Source organism: Streptococcus sp. A34 (genome assembly GCF_043674115.1).
Classification (GTDB): Bacteria; Bacillota; Bacilli; order Lactobacillales; family Streptococcaceae; genus Streptococcus; species Streptococcus suis_V.
Map to the genome: position 1 here is coordinate 86,966 of NZ_JBIMJM010000003.1, position 22,325 is coordinate 109,290.

The following is a 22,325-nucleotide window of genomic DNA, read 5'->3' on the forward strand; positions in this document are numbered from 1 at the left end:
ACAAATTTCAGCAGAAAAAGCACTTACAAATTGACTTGTATTTCAATAATAAATGACGTACAATATTAGTATATATAAACTCACATAGCTGAAAATCTTGTCGTGCCTAAGGAGAGACTATGCTACGTATTCGAAATATTTTGGCCATCATTATTGGCAGTGCCTTGTTTGCCTTTTCTTTGAACTATCTGGTCATGCCCAATCACCTATTTGAAGGCGGAGTGACTGGACTGACGCTCATTCTCTACTACTTGTTCAACATCCAGCCCTGGTTGATGAACATTCTCATTAATATTCCACTATTCGTCATCGGCTGGAAATTGCTAGGCAAAAAAGTTCTTTATTTAAGTATTCTGGGAACCTTTAGCGTTACGCTTTGGCTGGCAATTTTTGAAAAATTCCCCTTGGCTATCAATCTGGAACATGACTTATTTTTGGTCAGCACCTTTAGCGGAATTTTGATGGGAATTGGACTGGGTTTGATTTTTAAAGCTGGGGGAACTACTGGCGGTAGTGATATTATCGCCCGTATCGGTCATAAGTATCTGCCCTATTCAATCGGTCAAATAATTTTAGCTGTCGATATCATCATCCTGACCTTTATCGTCCTTGTTTTTAAAGACTTGAGACTGGTCCTCTATACCCTGATGATGGTGGCCATTGCTACTCGTGTCATTGATTTCATTTCAGATGGTGGTTATGGCAGCAAGGGCCTGATGATTATTTCCCAGAAATCGCAGGAAATTGCTACTGCTATTGATGCGGAGATAGAGCGCGGTGTTACCTTTATCAAGGCCGAAGGATTTTACAGTAAAACGCCAGTAAATATGGTTTATTCGGTCATTTATAAGAGCCAACTCCAGGAAACCAAAGAACTGATTCACCGCATCGACCCTCATGCCTTCATCACCATTACCGACGCCCACGAGGTCTTAGGGGAAGGTTTTACACTGGACAAAAATAAACAACCGCTTGAAAAACATTGAACCCTGGCCTCCCATACTCGGTCGATATAAAAAGTCCTTGTTGAAACTTGTAAGGACTTTTTTATCTTTTTTATCTTGTTTTCCAAGCTATTCTACTTCAATATCATAGACTTGATAGGCTCAAATGTCCGACGGTGAATGGGTGTCACACCATGTTTTGCTAGGCCTTGTAAATGCTCTGCAGTACCATAGCCAGCATTTTGGGCAAAGCCATAACCCGGAAATTGACGGTCGTAGTCTGCCATCATCTGGTCCCGCGTCACCTTGGCAACAATAGAAGCTGCTGCGATGGACAAACTGTTGGCATCACCCTTGATGATGGAAGTCTGCTGGATGGTAGTGTCTAATGTCATGGCGTCAATCAAAAGGTGCTGCGGTTGCTGGTCCAGCTTTCCCAAGGACTCCAACATGGCTAATTTAGTCGCCTCGTAGATATTGACTTGGTCGATGATGTGATTATCCATCACACCAATTCCCACAGCTACTGCCCGCTCCATAACCTCCTCATATATGGCCTGGTGCTTGGCTTTGGGGATTTTCTTGGAATCGTTGAGGTGACGAATTTTGCAGCCCTTGGGCAAGATAACAGCTGCTGCCACCACGGGACCTGCTAGAGGGCCACGCCCGACCTCGTCGATACCAGCAATGAACTCCACCCCATTTTCATAAAGGGCTCTTTCGTAACATAGCATAGCTTCTAAGCGGGCATCTTCTGCTGCTTCTTTTTCCAACTCCTTACGGCGTTTCTTGATGGCAGCCTGGACCCCTGCTCGCTCATCCTGAGCTAAGTCCGCCCAGACAGGGCTGTCTAGACTGTCCACCTGGGCCAGCAGAGCAGTCACTTCCTTAATCGTTGCCATCGAAATCACTCACCTTGTCCAATGTGTAGACGCCCAACTTGCCATCACGCACTTCCTTGACAAAGAGATTGTAGAAGCGGTCATAGTCGTCGCGGAAACCGAGTTTGCGGGTCCAGTCTATGATGAGGTCAGCCGTTTCCTGCTCCAAATCCATGCCCTTGAAACGCTCCTGCAGGCGATCAGGATAATTGGCTTTGAAGTAATCTAATCCGAAAATCGTAACTTCGTCCATGGGCAAGAGCTGGTCTTTGATAGCCCCTGTCAATGCCAACTTGAGCCCGACTTCTTGGTCCTCAAATTTCGGCCAGAGAATACCTGGCGTATCGAGAATTTCCAAATCCTTATTAGACTTGAGCCACTGCTGTCCCTTGGTGACGCCGGGCTTGTTTCCTACGACAGCGATTTTCTTGCCTGCCAGACGGTTCATGAGCGTTGACTTGCCTGCATTTGGAATACCGATAATCATGGTCCGTAGGGTTTCGTTTTGAATACCACGTTCGCGGAGACGCTCTAGCTTATCCTTCATTAGGCTTTTTGCTGCGTCGGTCACTTTTTTGACTGTGGACTGCTCTTTTGAATTGATGGCCAAGGTTTTCATCCCTTGACTTTCATAGTAGCTCTGCCATTCTTTAGTACGGGCAGGATCCGCCAAATCAACCTTATTTAAAATCATGAGTTTGGGTTTGTCGCCGACAATTTTAGTCAGCATGGGGTTCTGACTGGATAGGGGCAGACGGGCATCGACCAAAATGGTCACGAAGTCCACGTGCTTAATATTTTCCTGAACCTGACGGCGCGCCTTGGACATGTGCCCCGGAAACCATTGAATAATTGCCATGGGATTAAAACTCCTTTACTTTGGGCTTTTGTGAGCCTAACTTGATATTATTTATAAGAAATGGGCAGTTATTGGGCAAAATCAAGCTTTTTAAAATAGATAGCTAACTCATCTATTCTACCATTTTTTTTAATTTTCGTCTTCATTGTTTTATTTTCTTTTTGTCCTTATATCTCAGAAATTCTTCAAATCGGTCAATTTGAACAAACAATGTTTTATGTGATGGATTAATAACTGCATCTCGAAATTTTTTTCTCTTCTTCATTTCACGTAGCCATCTGTTCAAAGTGTGTATAGACAACCCAGACCAAATTTTTAAAATGGTTTTCTTATTACCCCAGCCACTTTCGATACCAAAATTCATATCCGATACTTACTATTTTTTGAATTCATAAATTGATCCACTTTCTTAACTCAAAAATAGTATGCCACGATTGCAGTGAAATTTAGACAAAAAATAACAGTAAGTCTTTTTCTGATGAAAAAAAGTTACATAGAAGTGATTAAATAAAGATTGTTCAACGAAGAATAAGTTGATAACAACAATAGGCGAGGGTACTTCTCATGATTCGTTGTTACTACATCTTATTGACGACCATGAGACCTCACGGGATAAGTCGTACATTTTTCCTCGTTTACACAAGATATGAGGACCTTAGTCCGAGTTCAATTACACTCGTGAATTACGCATTTAGGTTACGACTACCTTTTTGTATTTTAGTTTTCTGAGCCACCTTGTACGCTATATACGCCTTCGTATCACGTTTCTGTTGGTAGTTCCACAATTTCGCTATCCCTTCCTCTGACGATCTTGGTTTCTAGCGTCAGAATTAAAACGGTCTCTCCCCAGACCGTTTTAATCCGCTACCTCACGATAGTCAGGCTTGGGAGTCGCTATTGGGTTCACCTGTAGCGGGTGCCAACGGAGGACTTCCACCTCAGATGTACGACATGCCCGTCGTACACAGAAAAAGACAAACAGGCTCTATGAGACTGTAGTGGGTAAATCCACTGTAGAGATTATCGAGCCTTTTAGAGTGTAGAAAAAAGCCCCATATGACCTATAATGAAAAGCGAAAAAACTATCATTTAGAGAGACTCATATGGAACAATTCAATTTTATCACACAACTACTCGGAATTAAAGACCCTAATATCATTATTTTGGAGATTGTGGATGCCAGGAGCCGCAAAGAGGTCATCGCTAAGCTGGATTACCCTGCTCCCAAATGCCAACATTGCCAAGGGCAGATGGCCAAGTACGACTTCTAAAAACCATCCAAAATACCCTAAAACCGGGACCAATTGGTCATCAAGAGCAGCCGCTCGGTCATTCAAGAGTATAGCGTCACGCATGGCTCTTCCCCCACATTCTTATTTGACATATTTTCTCACATTTTCATGCAATTTTCAAGATTTCAATTGGCTTGTAGGCAAGAATTTCTATAAGTAACGAAGGAGGGATAAAATAACTGCCAACGTTACAAGGAAAATGATGGTGAGGTAAAAATAATTCCGTCTCTGCTTGTTTTTCTTAGGCTCAACATAGCGAGCTTCCTTGATCTGTTTCTCAATCGCTTCATCCAACAAGGGATTACGTTTCTCTGTCATTTAGCGCTCCTCCTTCCCAAGTAACTGTTGGTATCCAGTAACAGATTCATTGCTAGTTTCTTCACGCTGCAAGGCCACCATCTGTGGATAAGATGCTGCAAAGCCTGCCAAGGCCATCACCATGTTAGTTGGCTGGCTGGCATCAAAGCGGTGGGAAGCTGGAATCAGATCACGGTTATGAACGGTTTGCTCAAAGGCCAAAATCACCATATTTTGCTCAAAGGCCTTGCGAACCGCATCCATTACTTCTCCACTATGATTGATATCGAGGTAGATATCGCATTCTTGGAACAACTGTTGCAGTTGTTTCTGTGAAATATTTGGATAGAGGGTAATATTTGACTTCGCTTCAAAAGCCATCAATCGTTGAGACATTTCTGTCAAGGCGCCGATATGGAAGTGGAAGTCTGGTAGTGCTTGAGTTAGCTCCTCTAATTTCTCAATCTGATCCGAGTTGGTTAGGATAAGGATTTCCTTTCGTCCAGCATTCTCACGCAAGCTTGGATAGATATAACCTAGGTAAGCAATCTTGGCCTTTTGTTCTTCCGGCAAGATATCAATCATCTTCTGATAAACATGACGCTGCTGTACCAAAACACGTTGTGTACGAACGTGGGAAGAATTCAACATGACCTTCATGTTTCCTGGGATGTCCTCCTGGATACCTTCCTGCCAAAATAGGACATCTTGACCTGCTTCTGGACTGTTGTAGGAGAGGAAAAAAGGAGTCGATAAAGAGTTGTACCAAATCTCTGACAATTCCCAGCCCATTTCCGCAAAATAATGGCGGAACAATTCCACACGATTGTCAAAGAAATACACTTTTCCCTGCCAGTTTAACTGAATGTCACCCGTCATGAAATTCTCAACCAAGACCTCTTGTTTTGCCTGATTGAAATAAATACGGCTAGTCACCTTCTGCTCGGCATTAAAATAGGTTCGTGCAAACAACCAACCAAAGCGATTGTAGTGGTCTGTAAAACGTACCTTTTCATTTGGTCCAAACCAGTCAACATTTTTGATGCGACGGAGGTGCTTGGGTTCAGCATAAAAAATCTTTGCCTTCCGTTGGCTGTAATCCCAGACTTCTCCTTCACCATTGGTCCCTGTAATTTCCCAAAAAGGAGGGACTTGGAGTTGGTTGAAATAAAGCGAGCACCCCTGACCTGTCTCCATTTGGCAATAGTATGAATAGGCAGAGGTCACACCTTCTGGTAGAAAACCATCATCATTAATGACAACGACAGGACCTTGGAAACCTGCCTGAGTCAGTGAATAATACAGATCCTTACTGGCCTGATGGAAGCTATCATATAATTGAATCATTTTAAACCTCCTCAATAAAGCGCAACCACGCTTTTTCCAATTCGACCGTCAGAAATTCCTTGGCACGATCATAGGATGCCGCCTGCCAGTCTTCCAGCTGACCTGATTGGAATAGGTCCAGCAGTTTTTCGGCAAAAAGTCGGCTATAGACAGTTGGATCATCAATGTCCAAACGACTGATCAAGCTACCGTTTCGTCCATCCTGAACAAAGGTTTGGTTGCCATAAGGAACATCCAAGCCAATAATCGGCAGGCCAGAACCAATGGCTTCCATCAAGGTCAAACCAAAACCTTCTGAGGTCGAACCTGCCAAGTAGGCTTGGTAGTGTTTATAAACCTCTGTTAAATCATGGTGCCCCATCAAGCGAATAAAAGAGGACGCATCGTGTTCTTTGATCATGGCTTCCAAGCGGCTACGTTGCCCACCCTCACCATAAATATCAAACTGAAGGTCTGGCAAGTGTTTTTGGGCCTGAATCACCGCATCCACCAGCCAATCAATGTGTTTCTCACTAGCCAGTCGCGAACAGGTCACCAAAGAGAAAGGACGACGGTCCAATTTGGGCTGGCGCAATTCATCCAAACTACCAACTGGTAAAGTAAAAATTTTCGGGCGGAAAGGCGTATAGGTCTCAAATTGGGCCGCCAGCGTTTCCGCTTGCGCCTTGGTTGAGGTAATAAAGGCATCAATCTTATCCGCATTCGAAAACTGATATTCATAATAGTTATTCCAAAGAATAGTTTCTTCCGTCACAGAATTCATATTGTAATGCTCTGCATGAATCACGACTGCCACACGGGCCTCTCCTCGGTGGCGCAGAATCGCCTGACCTGTCCCAGTAGCACGATCAATCAAGATAATGTCCTCTTTTGTCAGAGCCAATCGGTCCAACATGCGACCAATCAACTCCTCTTTTGTACAAAGGATAGCATCAGGAAAACGGAAGATACTCTGGTCACCAGAACAGTTTTCTTCATAGGCGATAGAACCATCTTCGTTGAAAAATACCCGCACATTTAAAACAGGTGCATTATCCACTGGAGCATAGTATTCCGAAAACATCTTGGTATAGCTATAGTAGTCCTTGCGAATCAGCTTCCCTTTGGAAAGAAACTCTACCTTTTGCACATAGTCTGGATGATTTTTCCGTGTAAACACCAAGATGACCAAGTCCTTGTCTTTATGCTGGTATTTGACAGATTCGGGGCTCTGTGAAACCTTGACAAAATCAGAATCTAGACTGGCTTCAAACTCCATCAAAGGATAGGTTGTCGCTGCGATCTTGACATCGGTAAAAAAGCCATAGAGCCAGATAATTTCCTGGTCTTCAAAGCCAATATTGGCTGTAAAATGAGCCAGGTTTTCTCCTTGAAACATATCTGTAAAAATAAATTTACTATCTTGGCCAATCTTTCTAAAAATGCTGGCCCGATAGGCTTGGGCATACTCTACTCCGCTGCTGGCCCAACCAATTCCACGGTTGACATTATAAATGGTCATCTTCTGTTCCTTTTCTTATACAAAATAAATAGAATGTTTTCCATCTTTCGATTGCTCTATGGTACTGAGCATAACATTTCGAGCGATTTTCTGTTTGACAAAATCAGACATCTGTTTGTAGGAACGCAGGGATTCTTGGTAGTATTCGGACATCCCATCCCTCTGGGCTGTAGATCGTGTTGTGACAACCCCCTTCAATTGTTGGAGACTGTCAACTTCTTCGACCCAGCACTCATCAATTGCCTTCAAAACAGACAGACGATAGAACTCTGACAAAGCTTCTTCTGACTGCAAAAGCATCCCTTTTTTAGCCACTTCTTCTTCCACCAATTTTAACAAATAGTTCTTAACGTCCTGGTCATCGTCCAAGTCTAAAGCTCTTGGGAAATACCTGAAAGCATAGCTATAGTTGTCCAAGATATAGCGGCGTAGCTGATGGCGTGTTCGCTCCTTGTTCTCGGCCAAATAAGAATCGATCACTTCTTCCATAATCTGGCGGACATTTTCCGCCAAGTTCTCATCATCAAGAATCAAGCGGTCCCGCAAGCCATAAATCTTCTGGCGCTGGACTCGCAGGCTTTCATCAAAGCGAATAGTTGATTGACGAGCACTGACAGCATTATCCTCACTCTTTTCTTGAGCTTGATGAATAGCCGCATGGAAGCGGCGACCTGTCAAAGCTCGACCATAATTTCTACGATCTTCACGATTATGCTTTTTAAAGTATTTTTTGACCCATTCCGGACCATAGTTGGTCAACAATTCATCTTCCAAGGAGACAAAGAACTGAGACATGCCTGGTTCACCTTGACGGCCTGCTCGACCGCGCAACTGCCAGTCCATCCGACTATTGGCCATCCGCTCGGTTCCAACAACTGCCAAACCACCCAATTGTTCCACACCTGGTCCCAACTTAATATCAGTCCCACGGCCGGCCATAATAGTCGCACAAGTCACCGTCCCCAACTGACCAGCCTCTTTGATAATCAAGGCTTCTTTTGCCACATTATTAGCTGTCAATGTTGAATGGGCAATGCCTTCTTGCAAGAGCAGTTGCGAATAAATTTGGGTGATTTCCACAGTTCCAGAAATCAACAGCACAGGTTGTCCCTTGGCATGCAGCTCCTTAACTAGCTCCATCGTTGCATACAATTTTTCTGGAAGAGTGGTATAAATTTTATCTGGATAATCGATTCGTTGAATCGGCACATTGGTCGGAATGGAGATAACTGGAACCTTATAAGTCGAAATCAACTCATCCTCTGCCTGGTGTCCTGTACCTGTCATTCCTGCAAGTTTAGGGAACATGTTGAAGAGGCTTTGATAGGTAACTGAGCCCATGGCACGACTTTCTTTGGTTTTCTTCACATTTTCCTTGGTTTCCAAGGCTTGGTGAATACCAGATTGTAGACGGGTGCCTTCTAACACGCGTCCTGTTCGATTGTCCAAGAGTTTGACCTCATCATCCTGTACCACATAATCATAATTTTTCTTGTAGAGATAGTGGGCCCGTAAGGCTAGGTTGATATGGCGATTGAGCTCCCAGTTGTCTGCATTGTAAATGCTCTCTTCTGCGAAATAGTGTTCCGCATAGTCATTTCCCTTGTTCGTCAAATAGACTTCTTTTTTATCTGGGTCAAAGTAAAACTCCTCTTCTCCCAAAGTTAGTACAAACTGATCGCAGATATCGTACATATTGGATTGAACTCGAGGGGTCCCTGAGATGATGAGAGGAGTTTGGGCGCTATCTAGCAAGACCGCATCCGCCTCATCAACAATAACATAGTTAAAGTCACGTAGGAACTTCTCGCTCTTTGAAGAAGCAAGGTTATCAGACAGGTAATCAAAACCCAGACCAGCACCTGTTACATAGGTGATATCGGCTCCATAGACCATTCGTTTAGTCTCTGCATCTCCTTCTTGGTCATCATCATAGACACCAAGACCAACAGATAGGCCGAGAAACTCATAGACCTGCCCCATTTCCAAAGCATCCCGCTTGGCCAGATACTCATTAGTGGTGACTAAAATCGCACCTTTTCCTGATAGAGCATTGAGGTATAGGGGCATTGTCGCCGTCAGGGTTTTTCCCTCACCAGTCTTCATCTCCGCAATGGTCCCTTGATGGAGGGCAATTCCCCCCATCACCTGTACATCATATGGAAATTGACCTAGGACACGGTAACAGGCTTCCCTACAAACCGCAAACGCTTCTACCAGCATATCGTCTAGGTCCTCACCTGCTTCCAAGCGCGCCTTAAAGAGACTTGTTTGATTCGACAAGTCTTGATCGGTCATCCCTTCATAGGTATCGGACAGAGCATTAATCTGTTTGGTTAATTTTTTAATCTTTCTCAACCGAATCTGATTCAGCAAAGAAGTCTTGTATTGCATGGTTGCTATTCCTTTATCCTTTTTGGTGAATCAAGCGGCTCACCAATCTTAGTTCCTCAGGCTCCTGACCTGATGTGTAGCTGCTGACTTGATTTCTTTCTACCAAAGGTTTGGCGCTATTTTCAGGTCCATAAATCGCAATATGGAAGAATTCCACCTGCCGACAACCTGCACTCATTAGGGAAATCCGATAGGTGAAGGCATCTTTAGGAAAGGTAAATTCTTCTTGCCCATTTCTGAGGATATCCCGTTGGATTTCCTCATCCTGGCGATTGAAATATTGAATTTGAAAATAGGCGGTCTGTTCAGGCGTGATGGTGACCTTTTGCTCTAGGCGATAGGTAACTCCTGGATAGAGCAAGGGGAGTTCTGGACAGGAACGATTGGCCTGGTAGTTAGTCCGAGACCGCCAAGTTTTAATGGGTTTACCTGGTGAAAAATGAAGATTCTCAAAGAAAATCGAGTCTTCCTGTATCTGGATCATTGAACCGTACAGGTAGTTCACACCTGGAGTTACTCCTGTCCAGAGTAATTTTTGCACTAATGCTTCTACCATTACATGTCCCTTCCAAAATCATTTTTTAGAATCTTATGGTACTGAGCCATAAACCAACGGTTGATAGCTCGACTATTGTCGTTGTGTCGGCCTTCATACCCCTTACAGAAAATATGGACATCCTTATCCGCCAAATAATCAATCAGGCGTTCCATAGCATGGCCATCATAGTCATCCTGCTCCATATACGCAATCGCAAATTGAGTCGTATGAAAATCTGATTCGCCAAATTTATCCCAGAATCGTTGGTTAAAGGCTTCAACTGAGGCAGAATCAGCTCCACCGACCACATTCCGAATCATGTCACCACTGGTTTCAAACTCACCGGGACGCTTCAACTTCAAATTAGAAACAGTCTCTCCTAAGTTTGTAAACGGCTTCCCGACGATAACAGCATGGGGATTAAAATGAGACGCATAGTACAAGCCACCAAATGCTCCCATTGATAGACCGGAAAGAATAAGTTGGTTCGAATCAAATCCCAAATAATCCAAAGCTTCTTGAATCGCAGATTGTAAATGACCTTCTAATTCATCTGTTCCAGAATAGAAGCATCCTCCCTCCAAACGTGGATCGGCTATGAGTAGAAAGGGAGCTCCCAAGCGTTTCATCATGAAGAAACCTTCAAATCCTTCCGCTCCACGAAAACCAGAGAAATAAACATTCAAAGGTGGTTTCATATCTCCAGGGTTAAAGTAATGAAAAATTTCTTGGCGCTTGGCATCCGAATGACGCTTCCCCCCTAAGATAAAACGACCAAGTCCAGAACGCGAATAACGCCAATGGAGTACACCAGTCTTGATAGATCCTGTCCCTCTGGCAGAAACAGACACACTATAGAAACCAACCTCTGGATGTCGTGCTAGAACATAAGGTTCTTTCATTTCTTCTTCACTCAAAATCTGTTGCTCAAAAACATCCGCTAAAGATCCCTTACGGATCAGATCCAACTCTAGACGAAGTTCACAGTCTCCATTTTTTATGTATTCCAACCAGATTTCAAGAGACGTGGGAAAGGTCCCCAAGTTATAACGAAATGTCATTAGGGGTTGAAAATCCTCCCCAAAATCACCTGTAAACGTAACACCGACATTGCCCTCATAATCAACTTGACCTGTAAAGTTGGGATTAACATCAATCTCAGGGATCTTTAACTTAGCCCCATATTGTCCTGAAAAAAGGTTCATATGGAGAAAAGCGATCAACTCTTCCTGGCTTCCCTGTATAGGTAGGTAAGACATCACCTTTCTGCGGTAAAAACCAGTCGGAGCTATATCAAAGACCTCCACATTTTCTGTCATAAAGACAGCATAAGCTTCGATGCTATTCATCAAAGGTTCAAGTTGCTTTTCCGACAGAGAATCGGTTACCAGGATTCCTGTAAAGTAAAGAGGGACCTTGGGATTTTCTCCCATTTCTGCTAATTTTTCAGCAGGAATTTTTGCCAAAGCTGCATCGTTTAAGTCTTGGAGAAGGTCTGTAATGCCTTCTGCACTCGTATAAAGCCATTCCAGGTCTGCTGGAAGCTCCTTTCCTTGCGACCAATCTTGGCTTCCTATCTGTAAAATTTTCATTCTGTTAGCCTTTATTTTCTAATAATTCTTTCCATTGATCAATAATGCGACCGCTAGTGTAGTCCCCCATTTTTTGAACAGTTGAAACAAGGGACCTATTCCAGTTTGTCAGACCATCAAAGTAATATGCGACTGCTTCAATCAGATCTTTGATTTCCTTCACAATCCAACCATTTTCCCCATGCGTTACATACTCTGAAGCTTGGCGATTGATTTGTGGAATTCCAGCGCTAATACTAGCAATCTGAGTATAAAGATGCGGAACCTGTCCCAAATCCAATACCAATCGGGTCGTATCTAATTGGCGAATAATCTGATTTTCATTGGAAAAGGTATGGAAGCGAATGCTGGACAAGGTCATCTCTTGATCCTCTTCCAATTGGTTTTCACCAGCCTCTTCCGATACTTCCATGAACCGAGCAAGTGTGTATTTTTCCTGCAGAAGAGCAATCAAATCACTTTCCAAAGCCTTCATATTGCGTGCACGTTCATAGCTGACAATATCCAATTCAATCAAGGGATTTTCTTCCATTAACTGCAATAAAACATGCAGGGTTTGTAAATAGTCTTCACGGCTTGCGCCGTCTATCTGCCAGTAAATAATCAATTCCTTGACCGTCTGACTGCGTCCTAAACGCAAACGTGTATCAAACGGCGTCACCTTGCTGACATGGTGAGCAGGGGTTCCCAGCTGGGCCAAACTGTACTCAAGGGCCAGCTTGTTTTTCTCCGAATCCACTACCAGGACATCACCTTCCTGAGCAAGACGCTTTAAGTCACTGCCCTCTTGGAGACTGTAGCGGTCACCGCTAAAGGACAACACTTTTTTCTGTTGTTCAAAAGCATCCAACAAGAGGTGATTGTGTTGTTCATGGACTGCCATAACCAAGTAGTCATGTTCTGTCATACGCAGACGTTTGAAGAAGAATAATTTCTCTAAAATCAAATCATCCCAACTCTCATAAGCCAGCTGGAAGAATTCCTGATCTGCCCGTGGGTTGATGGTAATGAGATTGGAAGCTTTTGTCAAGTGCTCACGAATCTGCCAGACCCCTTTTTCATTCAGATAATCCTGATGGCTAGGCTTCCCATCTGAAAAATAAAGGATACTCGATAAAAATCCACGATCGTCGAACAGGTAGTGGTAGGTGACTTCATTCTCCTTAAAGTATTCCACTTTCAAGAGATTGCCGCTTTCAGCAAAATGTACTTCCGCAATCCGTTCATCCCCAATTTTGACCAACAAGGCAAAGGGAGTATAGACAAAACGTGCCCCCTGTGGCCATGTCAAATCCGATACCTGGACCACCTTGGTATTTTTACTTTGGATATTCTGAATCTCGTCAAAGAAGGACCAGTAAGGGGTTGAAAGAATATCTTGACGGTGCAAAAAATAGCGCAAATGAGGTTGGTACCCCAACAAGAGCATTATCGTTTCTTCGCCCGCAGCCTGGAAGGTCTTCAATTGATTCACTGCATCGTCAAAGGTCATATTTTCAATGGCACGAAACCATAATGGGGCTTCCATATACCACTTACGATTTCCTTGATACCAGGATGGGACAAAATAAAACATAGTAACTCCTTTAAATAATCTCGTCGTATTCTCTCCATGAACGAAGAATACGAACCTGTTCCACTATGCCCAACAAAAGGGTAGTGACAATATAAATATTGTTGATCAACAGTGCGATACTGATTTGCCCTTGCTGGCTCCACACCAGGATCAAGGGCACACCTCCCATCAAGCAGGTATAGATCGCACCAACCAAGGTTAAACGATTTAGATAGAAGGAAATGTACTTCCGAGTTGCCTCTCCTGGACGAACATTCTCGATATAGTCCCCACTTTTCTGCATATTTTCCGCGACTTCAGTCGGGTCTATATTGAAGTAGGCAAAACCAATAGCTAAGATGAAGAGCAAGAAGATATACACCAGAATCCCGAGTAATTCTGAAATACTCACCTTCCCAACCAGCTCCTTCAATATAGGATTTTCTGGAAAAATCTGCAACATAGCTGAAATCAGAATTGGTGGCAAGGACATCAGCGTCATCGCATACATGAAAGGCATCCCTCCTGCCGGCGTCACCCGAATTGGGATATAGGTGGATTCGGCAAATGCACTGATAATCATTATCCGTCGAATCGGAATCCGATACTCTGCTCGATAAACGACGACTGTAATCCAAATCAAGGCAGAAGCGATTAGTGCAATCACCGCAATCGTCAACAAAAATTCGAGGCCTCCCAATCGTTTTTCTGAAAAATACCGGATGATATTAATGATAAAAGTTAAAATCATGTTGGAGACAATAATAACCGATGGGCCTCCTAAGCCCTTACGGCCATTCACATTTGCCAACCACATGAGGACAAAACTACCGGTAATCATCACTACCATTGTAATTCCCCTTACGATTGGGAGTGAATAGTCACCAAACTGACTAAACTGATAGTACTCTGATAGGGAACTAACCCCAATGGACTGGATCAAGGCTACAATAAACATCAATAACATGCGGTAGCGATGGCTTTGTTGGGCAGTTAAACCTTTAATTGTCTTAAAGAGCGTCAAAAAACGCCACAAGATCATCCCTGTCATCCAAGGACTCAGCCCGAGAGAAAATAGATTCAGGGTCGAAAACTGACCACCTGTTACCATGGCCAAGTTCTCCAAGGCACTATCTAATTTATATGCACCCGCTTCAATGCCTGCAACAGGAAGGGTTGCGATTGGGATATATTTCCCCAACATATAGACAAATACGATACCAACCATCCAGGTCAGACGGTTAGCTAGAGTAGAAGAACGATAGTTTCTCCATATATTTTTCATAATATAAACTTCCTATTCCTTATCATATCTAGGGATAAGACCTTATTTATCCCCACATATGATAAATCGAAGTCGCCCTCGTTAAAGAGCAGCTTCGATTCAACTAGTATGACTTGCTCATTCTTATTCGCTGTTTCAAGAAAAGTGTTAAAAAACCATTTTTTTAACTGCGTTTTTTGCTCATGTCTTACTAGTTTTAAATATGTCCAAAAGAGTCTCCCAATTCTAGCACTATTGCTAGGCTAAGTCAATAAAAATACTATGAAAACACTAAGTTTCTTCAATGAATACATTTTCAATTTTCCTACGGAAAATATAGCTAGTTGGCACATATTTTTCCTTTTTTGAGACTACTATTTTTAGGTTAAATGAATCTAAAAAATCTTATGCGCCAGCTTTTTCCATAAAAACTGCTAGCCGTTCCATTACTTATCTATTAGTGTACTGTTTCTTTATCTATTATTCAACTGATTATCGGTTTTTCCATATTTAAATCAGAACTTGATGCAAAGAAAGTAGCTGGCATTTGCTAGCTACTTTTCTTTTTTCCTTATAGCTATAATTACTTTTCTTCTTCGTCTTTTTTGCGACGTTTGTACAAGGCACCAAACAAGAGGCCTGCTCCAAGCAATCCTGCCCAAGATGACGACTCCTCACCTGTACTTGGCAATACTGCTGACTTATGAGGAAGCTGTGAATCCTGTGAAGGAGTTGATTCAGATACTGATTCAGATACTGATTCTGATACTGACTCAGGTACTGATTCACTGATTGACTCGGATACAGATTCAGAAATGGATTCAGAGACCGACTCTGATATTGATTCTGAAACTGATTCAGAGTTAGATTCTGAGACTGATTCGCTTGCAGATTCAGAAATGGACTCGGAGACGGATTCAGACACGGATTCTGAAATTGATTCTGAGACGGACTCGGAAATAGATAAAGACTGGCTAATAGATTCTGAAACTGATTCGATATCTATTGGAGGTAGTGGTGGATTTACTAAACCTGGACCATTAGAGTGAACTTCTACACTTGACTCGGAAATGGACTCAGATACAGATTCGCTGACTGATTCTGAAATTGACTCTGATACAGATTCTGAAATCGATTCTGATACTGACTCTGAGATGGATTCCGAGACGGACTCTGATACTGATTCGCTAATTGACTCTGATACAGATTCTGAAATTGACTCAGAGACTGACTCGCTCACTGATTCTGATACTGACTCTGATACTGATTCGCTGACTGATTCAGATACAGACTCAGAGATTGACTCTGAAACTGACTCAGAGACTGACTCTGATACTGATTCAGAAATTGATTCTGAGATAGATTCTGAAACTGATTCTGAAACTGATTCGCTTACTGATTCTGATACGGACTCAGAAATTGATTCTGAGATTGATTCTGATACTGATTCAGAAATTGATTCTGACACTGACTCTGATACTGATTCAGAAATTGATTCTGAGATAGATTCTGAAACTGATTCTGAAACTGACTCAGAGATTGACTCTGAGATTGACTCTGATACTGATTCAGATACTGACTCGCTTACTGATTCGCTGATTGACTCTGATACTGATTCAGATACAGATTCTGATACTGACTCAGAAATTGATTCTGAAACGGACTCAGAGATTGACTCTGATACTGATTCAGAAATTGATTCTGATACTGACTCTGATACTGATTCAGAAATTGATTCTGAAACTGACTCAGAAACTGATTCAGAAACTGATTCTGAAATTGATTCAGATACTGACTCGCTTACTGATTCAGAAACGGACTCAGAGATTGACTCTGAAACGGATTCAGATACTGATTCTGAGATAGACTCAGAAACTGATTCAGAAATTGATTCTGATACTGATTCAGAAATTGATTCTGAAACGGACTCAGATACTGATTCTGAGATAGATTCCGAAATTGATTCTGATACTGACTCAGAAACGGACTCAGAGATTGACTCTGATACTGATTCAGAAATTGATTCTGATACTGACTCAGAGATTGATTCTGATACAGACTCGGAGATTGACTCAGAGATTGATTCTGATACTGACTCGGAGATTGACTCAGAGACGGATTCGCTGATTGATTCAGAAACGGACTCAGAGATTGACTCTGAAACGGATTCAGATACTGATTCTGAGATAGACTCTGATACTGATTCAGAAATTGATTCTGAGACTGACTCGGATACTGATTCAGAAACTGACTCAGAGATTGACTCAGATACTGACTCAGAAACGGACTCAGAGATTGATTCTGATACTGATTCTGAGATTGATTCAGAAACGGACTCAGAGATTGACTCAGAAACTGATTCAGAAATTGATTCTGAGACTGACTCTGATACTGATTCAGAAATTGATTCTGAGACTGATTCTGAAATCGATTCTGAGACTGACTCAGAAACTGATTCTGATACTGATTCTGAAATGGACTCAGAAACTGATTCTGAGATTGATTCTGAAATTGATTCTGAAACTGATTCACTTACTGACTCAGAAATGGATTCTGAGACTGACTCAGAAACAGATTCAGAAACTGATTCTGAAATTGATTCTGAAACTGACTCGGAGACTGATTCTGATACTGATTCTGAGATGGATTCAGAAATGGACTCTGATACTGACTCTGAAACAGATTCTGAAATAGACTCAGAAACTGACTCTGAAATGGATTCAGAGAGCGATTCTGAAATAGACTCAGAGACTGATTCAGACACTGACTCTGAAATAGATTCAGAAACTGATTCTGAGACTGACTCTGAAATTGACTCAGAAACTGATTCTGAGACTGACTCTGAAATTGACTCAGAAACTGATTCTGAGATTGACTCGCTTACTGACTCAGAGATTGACTCAGAAACTGATTCGGAGACTGACTCTGAGATGGATTCTGAAACTGATTCTGAGATCGACTCACTTACAGACTCAGAGATTGATTCTGAGACTGATTCTGAAATTGATTCAGAAACTGATTCTGAAATTGATTCTGAAACTGATTCTGAGATGGACTCACTTACAAACTCTGAAATTGATTCGGAGACGGATTCAGAAATGGATTCAGAAATTGATTCTGAGATAGATTCTGATACTGATTCAGAAACTGACTCGCTGACTGATTCTGAAATGGACTCAGAAACTGACTCAGAGATGGATTCTGAGACTGACTCTGAGATTGATTCAGACACTGACTCAGAAACTGATTCAGAAACTGACTCAGACACTGACTCGCTTACTGATTCTGAAATAGATTCAGAAATTGATTCTGAGACTGACTCTGAAATGGATTCTGAGACCGACTCTGAAATGGATTCGCTTACTGATTCAGAAACTGACTCTGATACTGATTCTGAGATTGATTCAGAGACTGATTCTGAAATGGACTCAGAAACTGACTCTGAGATGGATTCTGAGACTGACTCTGAGATTGATTCAGACACTGACTCAGAAACTGATTCAGAAACTGATTCAGAAACTGATTCAGAAACTGATTCAGAAACTGATTCTGAAATGGATTCTGAGACTGACTCAGAAATGGATTCAGAGACTGACTCAGATACCGATTCAGAAATTGATTCTGATACTGACTCTGATACTGATTCGCTGATTGATTCACTTACAGATTCAGATACTGATTCGCTGATTGATTCTGAGACGGATTCACTTACAGATTCAGATACTGACTCAGAGATTGATTCAGATACCGATTCTGAAATCGACTCTGATACTGATTCAGAGATTGATTCTGATACTGATTCAGAGATGGATTCTGATACTGATTCTGATACAGACTCTGAAATGGATTCAGATACAGATTCTGAAACTGACTCTGATACAGATTCTGAAACTGACTCTGATACTGACTCGCTGACTGATTCTGAGATTGATTCTGATACTGACTCAGAGATGGATTCAGAAACTGACTCAGAAATTGATTCGCTGACTGATTCAGAAATGGATTCGCTGACTGATTCAGAAATGGATTCGCTGACTGATTCAGAAATGGATTCTGATACTGACTCAGACACTGACTCGCTGACTGATTCTGAGATTGATTCTGATACTGACTCAGAGATTGACTCAGATACTGATTCTGAGATTGACTCAGATACTGATTCTGAGATTGACTCAGAGATTGATTCAGACACTGATTCTGAGATTGACTCTGAAACTGACTCAGAGATTGATTCAGAAACTGACTCTGATACTGATTCAGAAATCGATTCTGAAATTGATTCAGAAACTGACTCAGAGATTGACTCTGATACTGATTCTGATACTGATTCAGATACTGATTCTGAGATTGATTCAGAAACTGACTCAGATACTGATTCTGAGATTGATTCAGAAACTGACTCAGAGATTGACTCAGAAACTGATTCTGAAATGGATTCAGAAACTGACTCGCTGACTGATTCTGAAATGGACTCTGAGACTGATTCAGACACTGATTCTGAGATTGACTCAGAGATTGATTCAGACACTGATTCTGAGATTGACTCAGAGATTGATTCAGACACTGACTCTGATACTGACTCTGATACTGATTCTGAAATTGATTCTGAAATTGATTCAGAAACTGACTCTGATACTGATTCTGAAATCGATTCGGATACTGATTCTGAAACTGACTCGCTTACTGATTCAGAAATGGATTCTGATACTGACTCAGAGATTGACTCTGATACTGATTCAGAAATTGATTCAGAGACTGACTCTGATACTGATTCTGAGATTGATTCAGACACTGACTCAGAGATTGACTCTGAAACGGATTCAGATACAGATTCTGAAACTGACTCAGAGATTGATTCAGACACTGATTCTGAGATTGACTCAGAGATTGACTCAGAGATTGACTCAGACACTGACTCTGATACTGATTCTGAAATTGATTCAGAAACTGACTCTGATACTGATTCTGAAATTGATTCAGAAACTGACTCGCTCACTGATTCAGATACTGATTCTGAAACTGACTCTGATACTGATTCTGAAACTGACTCAGAGATTGACTCTGATACTGATTCTGAGATTGACTCAGAGATTGATTCAGAGATTGATTCAGACACTGACTCTGATACTGATTCTGAAATTGATTCAGAAACTGACTCTGATACTGATTCGGAAATTGACTCTGAGACTGATTCAGACACTGACTCAGAAACGGATTCACTGATTGACTCTGATACTGACTCAGAGATTGACTCAGAAACTGACTCTGATACTGACTCACTTACTGACTCAGAGACGGATTCAGAAAGGGATTCTGACACTGATTCAACAACTGATTCTCGTACAGATTCTGAGATGGATTCTGACACTGACTCTTTAATTGAAGTTGAAATGGATTCAGAAAGCGATTCACTTGCAGAAATTGAAGTCGATTCAGATTTAGAAGTTGATTCTGACTCTGATGCAGATTTAGAATTCGAAATGGATTCAGATGTTGAAGTAGACTCAGATTCTGATAAAGATATAGAATTTGAATTTGATAACGATTCTGACTCAGATTTGTCAACTGTATACCAATGAGTTGTTTCATTTACAGACGTTGACAAGGGATTTCCTAATCCATACTGAATACCGTAGTCACCTACACCTGTCGAACTTGAGTTCGCAGTCCAAAGTCCCCACTTTCCAGTCTTATCTAAAGACTGCCTACCGAAGAAGAATCTCCCATATTGAGTCCCACCTTGTTCTTTACCACCACTCCAGTACCCTATTAAACGCCAATTTTTAGCTGGACTAGTATAGAAGACCATAATACGTTGCCCATTATGCGTAGTCGTTGTATAACTTGGTTCAATAGTTGAATAAGTATTATAATTAGTCCCTGATGTTGAAGTGGAAGCTTTTATCTCACTTGTCTCAAATATCTTGATAAATCCAGTCGTATCTGTACCATTCCAATCAACTGTACCTGTATAGGTTGGATCGCGATAGTATAAACTCCTCTTAATTGTTCCTTGATCATCAACAATTGTAATCAATGTTTTAGTCCCCTGATTTTCTACCTTACCATGCATATATACAGTTCCAGGAGTTAAAGATCTAGTTGAAGTGGCATTTGTGGTAGTGGAATGGTCATATCCAACAAATGAACGAACGCCAGATGGTGTCACTGTTTGTCCACCAATTGTCATGACAGAATAGGTAGCAATAATGGTACCGTCAGTTGTTTTATAATAGGTCGTATTTAGTGTATATGTTGGAACCAATGTAGTCCCATATACATCAGCAGAGCTGGTACTAAATCTTAATCCACCAGGAATTCCCGAAGCTGTTGCCAAGGAAGTGTCGTAGGTAATAGTGATTGGTGAGTTATCAGAATCAAGAGTGCTTGGGTAAGTAAAGGTTGCACTAGATCCAGGATCAATTTTATAAGACTCTAATACAGTACCAGTTTTACTTACCAATTCTGCCAGTACTGTGTAAGTATTTGGATCTTCGTCTAATGAATAGCGAATATAGGCATTTAAAGCTGTACCGCCTGAACTCTTATGGTTTTGATCATAAGTATCTGTTGCTGTATAACTAAATGTATGCCAACCAGCTACACTTGTACCAGCATATGGCGATGAAAATGTCAGATCAGTAACTTTCGCCCCATGGGCATCTGTCATCACAGGGGTTGCCGTTGAAAGCGTGTCAACTAAAACACCATAACCTTCACCAACTTTAGTCACTGTTGCAGTCGTTGCTGTGTCAAGAGCAAAAGTAATCACTCCATCTTCATCATTTTCCAACAACAAAAGACCAATTGCTTGATTGCTTGATTGCAAACTGCTGATAATGGTAGCAAGGTCAGCCACAGTTGCATCCGCATCTCCTAAGATGGTTTGAGCCAACAAAATCTGGTCACGACTGGTCTCAATCGCAGTCAGCAAGGCTTGGCTTGGTGCAGTTTGGTTACTTGCGATTTGCACTAAAACCTCTGCTTCCGAAATAACTTGCTCTAAAGTTTGCTTTTCTTCTTCTACAGTTGTAGGGCCTGTTTCGCTCGCACTGGTTTCTGAACCTGTTTCACTTGCTGCTGTTTCACTTGCTGCTGATTCGCTTGTGCTGGTTTCAGAGCTTGTCGAACTTGATGTCGTAGTCGATCCGGACTCAGATTCCGAATGTGATACAGAAGTTGATTCTGAGACAGAGAGCGACTCTGAAGCCGACTGACTTTCTGAGTTTGATACGGACTCTGATGAACTGAGCGATTCGGACTCCGAAATCGATATCGATCCCGATGCTGAGGTTGACTCAGATTGACTCGCTGCTTCGGAAATCGATGTTGACTCCGAGGAGCTTACTGAAACCGAATCTGAGTCGACAACTGTCGTTAACACGACAGTGTCTGCTTCTGCCAAGGTTGATGCACTTGTCTCTGATGTCGCGACAACTTCAGAAGCCATAACGGTTTCAACCGAGACATTTCCCCCCACAACAGCTCCCGCTGCTGCTAATCCGCGTAACAATTGGCTTGCAGTCATTGAACGTTTTACAGTGGCAAGGTTGACCTCGGCTGAACTTGCCGAAGACTTGCCTCCAATACGCATCAAACCAATTTGCGACATGACTGTCCTCACCCAATGCTTACCGGATTTATGCATTTTTACACGACTTTTTCGAGATACTTCGGTAAAGTCATCTTTTCTTTGCATTTTCATTCAAAGAAATCCTCCTGATGTTGCTTTATTATTTAGTGCCCTAAAAATGTCCCAATCAGCAATAGTCCGCTAAATAATCACTCCATTCTACCAATGAGTTATACTAATGTCAATAATTTTGCTTAAATGAAAACGTATTTTTTCTTTTGTTTTTCT

General features: G+C 41.9%; 14 protein-coding genes and 3 pseudogenes. 3 read left to right on the forward strand and 14 right to left on the reverse strand.

Annotated features, from left to right (window positions below; translation table 11 throughout):
• The first annotated feature begins 119 nt into the window (after positions 1–119).
• Positions 120–986 carry a YitT family protein gene (locus ACHBGV_RS01770; RefSeq protein ID WP_394735523.1) on the forward strand — a complete coding sequence of 289 codons (867 nt, stop codon included), beginning with the start codon at positions 120–122 and terminating at the stop codon, positions 984–986.
• A 92-nt stretch (positions 987–1,078) separates the two neighbouring features.
• Here the strand turns inward: ACHBGV_RS01770 and ACHBGV_RS01775 are convergent, their stop codons facing one another.
• The 3 genes from ACHBGV_RS01775 to ACHBGV_RS01785 all read right to left on the reverse strand — a co-directional run bounded on the left by ACHBGV_RS01775 (position 1,079) and on the right by ACHBGV_RS01785 (position 3,048).
• Entirely contained in the window at positions 1,079–1,846 is a 768-nt protein-coding gene (locus tag ACHBGV_RS01775; protein ID WP_105160038.1) for a ribonuclease HII, read from the reverse strand.
• A complete protein-coding gene (ylqF, locus tag ACHBGV_RS01780) occupies positions 1,833–2,684 on the reverse strand; it encodes a ribosome biogenesis GTPase YlqF (protein ID WP_172067884.1) in 852 nt (283 codons plus the stop codon). Before ylqF ends, ACHBGV_RS01775 begins: the two co-directional genes overlap by 14 nt.
• A gap of 142 nt (positions 2,685–2,826) precedes the next feature.
• Entirely contained in the window at positions 2,827–3,048 is a 222-nt protein-coding gene (locus ACHBGV_RS01785; protein ID WP_172023005.1) for a DNA-binding protein, read from the reverse strand.
• A gap of 739 nt (positions 3,049–3,787) precedes the next feature.
• On the opposite strand from ACHBGV_RS01785, the pseudogene ACHBGV_RS01790 reads away from it, so the two are divergent.
• Positions 3,788–3,952 (forward strand): annotated as a pseudogene (locus tag ACHBGV_RS01790) (ISL3 family transposase); the annotation flags it as partial.
• A 174-nt stretch (positions 3,953–4,126) separates the two neighbouring features.
• Here the strand turns inward: ACHBGV_RS01790 and ACHBGV_RS01795 are convergent.
• The 9 genes from ACHBGV_RS01795 to ACHBGV_RS01835 form a co-directional block, all read right to left on the reverse strand.
• The gene (locus ACHBGV_RS01795) at positions 4,127–4,294 is read right to left on the reverse strand and encodes a hypothetical protein (protein ID WP_161943337.1); all 168 of its coding nucleotides are present in this window, start codon (positions 4,292–4,294) and stop codon (positions 4,127–4,129) included.
• On the reverse strand, positions 4,295–5,620 hold the full coding sequence (gtfB, locus tag ACHBGV_RS01800; RefSeq protein ID WP_394735524.1) for an accessory Sec system glycosylation chaperone GtfB: 1,326 nt from the start codon (positions 5,618–5,620) through the stop codon (positions 4,295–4,297).
• Between the two features lies 1 nt (position 5,621).
• The gene (gene gtfA, locus ACHBGV_RS01805) at positions 5,622–7,121 is read right to left on the reverse strand and encodes an accessory Sec system glycosyltransferase GtfA (RefSeq protein ID WP_394735525.1); all 1,500 of its coding nucleotides are present in this window, start codon (positions 7,119–7,121) and stop codon (positions 5,622–5,624) included.
• A gap of 15 nt (positions 7,122–7,136) precedes the next feature.
• Positions 7,137–9,515, reverse strand: a complete 2,379-nt coding sequence (secA2, locus tag ACHBGV_RS01810) for an accessory Sec system translocase SecA2 (protein ID WP_394735526.1) — start codon at positions 9,513–9,515, stop codon at positions 7,137–7,139.
• Between the two features lie 13 nt (positions 9,516–9,528).
• Positions 9,529–10,071, reverse strand: coding sequence for an accessory Sec system protein Asp3 (gene asp3, locus ACHBGV_RS01815; protein ID WP_394735527.1), 543 nt, complete (start codon positions 10,069–10,071; stop codon positions 9,529–9,531).
• Positions 10,071–11,645: an accessory Sec system protein Asp2 gene (gene asp2 / locus ACHBGV_RS01820; RefSeq protein WP_172058947.1), complete on the reverse strand. Its 1,575-nt coding sequence runs from the start codon at positions 11,643–11,645 to the stop codon at positions 10,071–10,073. The genes asp3 and asp2 overlap by 1 nt, the downstream gene beginning before the upstream one ends.
• 4 nt (positions 11,646–11,649) lie before the next feature.
• Positions 11,650–13,221 carry an accessory Sec system protein Asp1 gene (gene asp1 / locus ACHBGV_RS01825; protein WP_394735528.1) on the reverse strand — a complete coding sequence of 524 codons (1,572 nt, stop codon included), beginning with the start codon at positions 13,219–13,221 and terminating at the stop codon, positions 11,650–11,652.
• A gap of 10 nt (positions 13,222–13,231) precedes the next feature.
• Complete coding sequence (gene secY2 / locus ACHBGV_RS01830; RefSeq protein ID WP_394735529.1) at positions 13,232–14,485, reverse strand: accessory Sec system protein translocase subunit SecY2; 1,254 nt, start codon at positions 14,483–14,485, stop codon at positions 13,232–13,234.
• 562 nt (positions 14,486–15,047) lie between these two features.
• Positions 15,048–15,389: an LPXTG cell wall anchor domain-containing protein gene (locus ACHBGV_RS01835; RefSeq protein WP_394735536.1), complete on the reverse strand. Its 342-nt coding sequence runs from the start codon at positions 15,387–15,389 to the stop codon at positions 15,048–15,050.
• On the opposite strand from ACHBGV_RS01835, the gene ACHBGV_RS01840 reads away from it, so the two are divergent.
• A complete protein-coding gene (locus ACHBGV_RS01840) occupies positions 15,280–15,513 on the forward strand; it encodes a hypothetical protein (RefSeq protein WP_394735530.1) in 234 nt (77 codons plus the stop codon). The two genes, ACHBGV_RS01835 and ACHBGV_RS01840, sit on opposite strands and share 110 nt — an antisense overlap.
• 2,048 nt (positions 15,514–17,561) lie before the next feature.
• On the opposite strand, the pseudogene ACHBGV_RS01845 reads toward ACHBGV_RS01840, so the two are convergent.
• Both ACHBGV_RS01845 and ACHBGV_RS01850 read right to left on the reverse strand, forming a co-directional pair.
• Positions 17,562–21,134, reverse strand: a pseudogene (locus ACHBGV_RS01845) (DUF445 family protein); the annotation flags it as partial.
• Positions 21,135–22,034: 900 nt separating this feature from the next.
• Positions 22,035–22,169, reverse strand: a pseudogene (locus ACHBGV_RS01850) (KxYKxGKxW signal peptide domain-containing protein); the annotation flags it as partial.
• Positions 22,170–22,325: the final 156 nt, after the last annotated feature.